This is a genomic window from Rhodopirellula sp. JB055 (genome assembly GCF_043100905.1).
Lineage (GTDB): Bacteria > Planctomycetota > Planctomycetia > Pirellulales > Pirellulaceae > Rhodopirellula.
Genome location: NZ_JBICHO010000542.1, coordinates 1 through 5,467, shown reverse-complemented (window position 1 = coordinate 5,467; position 5,467 = coordinate 1). Strand labels below are relative to the sequence as shown.

Here is a 5,467-nt window from a genome sequence, read left to right as displayed (position 1 = left end):
TGATCGCACCCTCCAGGTGCGACTCATCGAACTGGTCGCTGCTGCGCAGGTCGAGCCAGACCGCGCCCTTGGCGACCCTGGCCAGCGCACCGTCGCTATCGACCCGGTCGACCAGCGGATTGTTGATCAGTTGCAGGAAGTTGTCTTTGCTGAGCCGCAGCACGAGGCCGGCGCTCAACATCGCGACCAATGAAACACCGTCTGAGGCATTGATGGCATCGGGATCGCGTTCCGGGGTCGTGAGGTGGGCTGTACCGGTTGGGGCGGCCGTGGGTTTGTTGGCGGTTTGGATCCTGGGGGTTCGCAACCGTGACCTGCCGGATTTCGACGCTCATCTGATCGCGGTTCCGTTGGCGGGTGCCGCTGGTTGGCTGTGGTGGTTTCGCTTGGCCGACAAGTGTTCGGCGCCCGGTCGGTGCTGGGATGGTCGTCGGATGGCTGGGTTTGCCTTGTTGGCCGGATGCGTGCACCTCAGCTTTTCGGGCGGATGGACGGTGCCGGGAATCGCAGTGGTGCTCTGGACGTTGGCTGCGTTTGTGACCTCGTCGAGGGAATCGATTCCCGTTTCGGGACCTTCAGGCATTTCGCCGGGGCAGGAAGCACGCGAAAGCGTTGTCAATCGTGGGCGGTTGGGGGCGGTGGCGAGCGCGACATTGGTGACGTTGGCCGCGTTGACGATGGGGATGGTCTCGTATTGGCCCGTGACGGAATCGAAACGCTGGATGGCAGAGGCTGACGTTCAGGTTCGGCGAGGCAATTTGGTCGGCGGAGAGAAGTCTTGTCGACAAGCGATGGAGGCAGACCCACACGCGTTTGACCCTGCGATGTTCCGGTTGCATGTGATTGAACAAGCTTGGTTGCAACGATTCGCGACGAATCCCGCGTCGACTGAAATGAGCCCGCGATTCCAGGAAGCGCTGGACGACGCGATTGAGCGAGCCGGAAACGATCCCTCACGCTTGGAGGCGATTGGTGAATTGCTGCTGCACCGATATCAGGTCGGTGGAGAAGCCGAGGCTCTTGCTCGAGCCAAAACGATCTATGATCGGTGCCAATTGCTCAGTCCCTCGCACCAAGCCATTGCGGCTCAGCGAGTTTTGATCGCCGAGGCAGCGGGGGATTCGGCACAATCCGTCAGGGAATTGGCTGAGAAAGCCGTCGAATTGGCGGAAGCAGGTGGGGTGATCACCCGCCAATTGTCCTTGCAATTCATCTTGGTCGTGCGACCGATTGGGCGATCCGCGATCCAGCAACCCGTCCGCCAGTCGGCTCAGGCGGCAATGGACGCTGTGCGAATGTAGGTCCAGAAACGCTTTGCGGTGAACCATGTGGAGGTGTCTGGCGTAACCCAGCGGTGATTCTCGTTTTTTCTTTTCTCGTCGTCGTTTTGCTATGAAAACGTTGCTCGCTTGCTTGATTGTTGCCGGAATTGGTGCTGCGATCGCCTACAACATCAATGAATCCAACTACGGCCATTACGAGCCTCACTTTGGACCAATCGATTACGAAGGAAAAACGACGGCAGCCAATGCGATGGCGGCGTTGAAAAAGGAGTGGAGCGAGGATGTTCCCGAAGTCGAACTGCCCGATGGCAATGAGCACGACTTTGGAATCATGCAGCCCGACGAAGAGGGGGAGCACACGTTCAGGGTCAAGAATGTGGGTGACGCCCCTCTGACGCTGAAAATCGGGGCTTCGACCTGCAAATGCACCGTGGGAACTTTGGAAAACGAGAGCTTGGCTCCCGGTGAAGAAACCGAAGTCAAAATGACGTGGACGGTGAAGACCAACGAGACCACGTTCGGTCAATCCGCTGAACTTCGGACCAATGACCCCACCCAGGTCGCGATTCGTTTTGAGATCACCGGGAAAGTCGTTCGCCAGGTGCAACTGGTTCCCGAAACGCTGACGTTCAAAGAAGTCGCGTCAGGGGAGCCCATCGAATTGGAGCTGAAAGTTTACAGCTACATGGGGAACGAAATTCAGTTGGGGCAGCCAAAATTCAGCAGCGAGGACATGAACGAATTGGCTGAGTTCGAAGTCACGCCACTCGAAATTGAGGACGAAGAGCACGCGGAAGCCACCCAGGCGTTCCTGGTCAAAGCGACCATTGCACCCGGTTTGGAACAGGGGCCGGTGAGTCAGAACTTGTTGATGCCGTTCAACAAGGTCGGGGAAGAAGCGACCTCCGTGTCCGACGATGGTGAGACTGAGCCCGACGAGTCCATTGTGGCGGCGGTCACCGGCCGGATCGTTGGTGTCCTGAGCATGTTGGAAAGTAACAAGCTGACCGGTGTTACCGGTGGGGGGTACATTTACGACTTCGGCAAGATCACCGAGCAGGGGCCGCAGACGGCGAAGGCGTTTGTTGTTTTGAAAGGACCCGAACGTGACAAAACGACCTTGTCCATTGGGGAGGTTTCGCCCGAAGGGGTGGTGGAGGCCAAACTGAACAAACCGATTCAGAAAGGTTCCATGTCCCTGTACAGCCTCGAGTTCACCTTGACCCCTGGTGACGAAAAAATCGATCGTTTGGGCATGAACCGAGAAGACTACGGATTGGTGACGATTGTGTCCGATAACCCCAACGTGCCTTCCATGAAATTACGCCTGAAATTTTCGCTGCCGGCGCGTTAAGATAAACGGGTCGCGTAACCAAGGGGATCATGACGATGTCGTCGCTGCGATCGAACCAAGCCATCCAAGACGATCGTGGACCCTTCTGCGTTGGACGTGAACTGTCGAGAAAAGACTCATTCAACGCTGTTGATCAGGCCCAGATGAAATCGCCACCCCCCTTTCTACGCCGTTTGTCGACCTCCGTTGCACAGCCGATGGCCTCTTTCGTGAAACGGAAACGATGGTCGTGCTTGGTCGCCATTTTGGGGGTCTCTGCTTTGTCGGTGGCGGGGTGCTACTCGCCAGCTCCCATCGCGGAGCATTCGGAAAAGGACGAGATCGCTTCTTTGAATCCGCCCGAATTGGTGGCGGTAGAACCAGTCGCTGTGGATCCAGCGGTGGACTACCAGGGACACGTCCAATTGCCCTCGGATGATTGGCGTTTTGCTCGTCAGCAACCGTTGTCCTTCGCAACCTCGGCTTCGTTGGATGTCGCTGTTGAGGAAACCGAATCCACGACCGAAATCGATGATTGGTCCGAGGACGAGTTGACCTGGACGGTGGAGACCGATGAGGAGGTCAGTCCAGAAGAAGTTGTCGCCTTGGAACCTGCCGTTCCCGCCAAGGTTGCGACTGGCAAATTCGATGGCGAAATTGATCTGAGCCAAATCGACACCTCAGAAGACACCCAATCAGAGAAGTCGGCCTCGGATCTCGGCAAGGTCGAAATCGTGCCGACGCCAGTCGCTCGCAAAGAGATCGAAGCGGAGATCGTTCCAACCCCATTGGGGCTGCCCGAGTCGCATCCATCGACGGTCGTGAATCTTGCCGGGCCGGCCGAAATCCGGGAGTCGGACGTTCCTGCTGCGGATCTGTCGGAGTCGCCGATGGATCTGATCGCACCTGAGAAGATGGTTGCCAAACGTCCGCTCAGCGAAGCGGAGGGTGCGGAAGCGGAACCCTTGAGTTTGCCCGCCGAACCAGATGCCGCGTTTCAGTTGACCGGACCCGATGCACCCATCATCGACACGTTGATCGATGCCGAATCGGTCGGTGGAGGTCAAGAACCCGAGGATTACAACGCTTGGCCAGAACCTGCTCTGACGTTGTTTGTGACTGGCCAGCAACACGGTTACATCGAACCATGCGGCTGCACAGGTTTGGAAAACCAAAAGGGCGGCGTTGCCCGCCGAATGACGTTCTTGAAGCAGCTTCGCGAAAAGGGGTGGGAGCTGGCTCCCATCGACGCAGGCAACCTTGTCCGTCGCTACGGTCGCCAATCGGAGATCAAGTTCCACCGTTCGCTCGAAGCTCTTCGCAAGATGGACTATGTTTCGGTTGGCCTGGGGCCTGACGACGTTCGTCTGAGCGTGAACGATTTGATCCAAGAAGCTTCGCCTGGTGATCCGGAAGAAGCGATTTATGTCTCGGCCAACATGATCCCGTTTGATCGTTCTTTGATGCCGTCGCATCGGGTCGTTCGCAAAGGCGGAATGACCCTGGCTGTCACAACGATCCTCGATCCCGAATCGCTTGAGACCAAACTCAGTGATGACATTCAATTGCTGGATTTGGTGGACTCGGCGAAAGAAGCGTTGGCCGCCATTCAGGAAGAGAACCCTGATTACACGGTGTTAACGTTCTACGGCAAAGAAAAGAATGCACACGAGTTGGTTCGATCCGTTCCTGGATTTGACTTGGTCGTGATCGCGGGTGGATACGGCGAGCCAACCTATCAGCCGGAAGCAATTGAAGGCAGCGAGACGAAGGCGATTTTGACCGGCGACAAAGGCATGTACACGGGATTGGTTGGATTGTACCCCGATGGTCCGATTCGTTACGCCCGCGTGCCGCTGACTCACGAGTTTGAAGACGCTCCTGAAATGCGAGCGTTGATGAAGGACTACCAGTTTCAACTGCGGGATTTAGGGTTTGACAACTTGGGTCTCAAACCGATCCAGCATCCTTCCGGCGACCAGTTCGTCGGTGCGGAAGCATGCGGCAAATGCCACACGACTGCGTATGACATCTGGGAAGGCTCGGCTCACTTCGAGGCAACCGAGCATTTGGTCAATCCAGGCGAACGTGGCGACGTTTCGCGCCACTTCGATCCCGAATGCATCTCTTGCCACGTGACCGGCTGGAACCCGCAAGGCTATTACCCTTACGTCTCCGGGTACTTGGGTTTGGATGTCAGTTCACACCTGCACGGCAACGGTTGCGAAAATTGCCATGGTCCTGGTGCCGCTCATACCAAAGCCGAAGAGGCCGACAGCGGCGTCAGCGACGAAGAGAAAGCTCGTCTGCGAGAAGCGATGAAGTTGCCGATCGACGAGGCTCGCGAAGCCTGCATGAAGTGCCACGATTTGGACAACCGTCCTGACTTCCATGCAGAAGGTGCTTTCGACGACTCCGGGGCAGAGATCGAGCACTACGGTCTCGATTGATCGCGGGTGAGAAGATCTGAGCGATTGCAAGCATTCCCCTGCAGCAAACCTCGTAGGCCAGGTTCCACCTGGCGTTGGTTCTTCGCGGGGGAAGGTTGCTCTTGTGATGGTGCTTGGATCACGCCTCGCTTTGTTTCGAAGCATCGACTGGTTGCCAGGTGAGACCTGGACTGACGAATCGGTGTTAAGCCGGCATTGCTGAGGGTGCATTAGTTCGTTGTCGGTATTCGTGGTACGCGGCATTGCGGCGTGCGTTGGAAGTTGTCCCCAGCGATTCTTTGACCCAAGCTCGCAACTGCGGTGAGTTCAGACGTTGGAAAGCCGTGCGGACGGATTCGCCCGTCACTTCGCCGCACAACGCACCGATGGCTCCAATCAGCCGAGTGAAGCTGCCTTTGCTG

At 57.1% G+C, this 5,467-nt stretch carries 5 protein-coding genes; 3 read left to right on the top strand and 2 right to left on the bottom strand.

The window, feature by feature from the left end:
* The coding region (locus ACF8AM_RS21095; protein WP_392557547.1) for a hypothetical protein at window positions 1–181 on the bottom strand (181 nt) is incomplete at its 3' end.
* Between the two features lie 58 nt (window positions 182–239).
* Here ACF8AM_RS21095 and ACF8AM_RS21090 point away from each other — a divergent pair.
* From ACF8AM_RS21090 to ACF8AM_RS21080, 3 genes are all read left to right on the top strand, one after another.
* Window positions 240–1,301 carry a hypothetical protein gene (locus ACF8AM_RS21090; RefSeq protein WP_392557546.1) on the top strand — a complete coding sequence of 354 codons (1,062 nt, stop codon included), beginning with the start codon at window positions 240–242 and terminating at the stop codon, window positions 1,299–1,301.
* A 91-nt stretch (window positions 1,302–1,392) separates the two neighbouring features.
* A complete protein-coding gene (locus ACF8AM_RS21085) occupies window positions 1,393–2,637 on the top strand; it encodes a DUF1573 domain-containing protein (RefSeq protein WP_392557545.1) in 1,245 nt (414 codons plus the stop codon).
* Window positions 2,638–2,846: 209 nt separating this feature from the next.
* A complete protein-coding gene (locus tag ACF8AM_RS21080; protein WP_392557544.1) occupies window positions 2,847–5,066 on the top strand; it encodes a multiheme c-type cytochrome in 2,220 nt (739 codons plus the stop codon).
* A 184-nt stretch (window positions 5,067–5,250) separates the two neighbouring features.
* On the opposite strand, the gene ACF8AM_RS21075 is transcribed toward ACF8AM_RS21080, so the two are convergent.
* Window positions 5,251–5,467 (bottom strand): hypothetical protein (locus tag ACF8AM_RS21075; protein WP_392557543.1); only part of this gene is annotated, 217 nt, incomplete at its 5' end.

Excerpts from the sequence above, each read along its gene's own strand:
- ACF8AM_RS21085 (WP_392557545.1), top strand. The coding sequence starts at position 1,393 with ATGAAAACGTTGCTCGCTTGCTTGATTGTTGCCGGAATTGGTGCTGCG.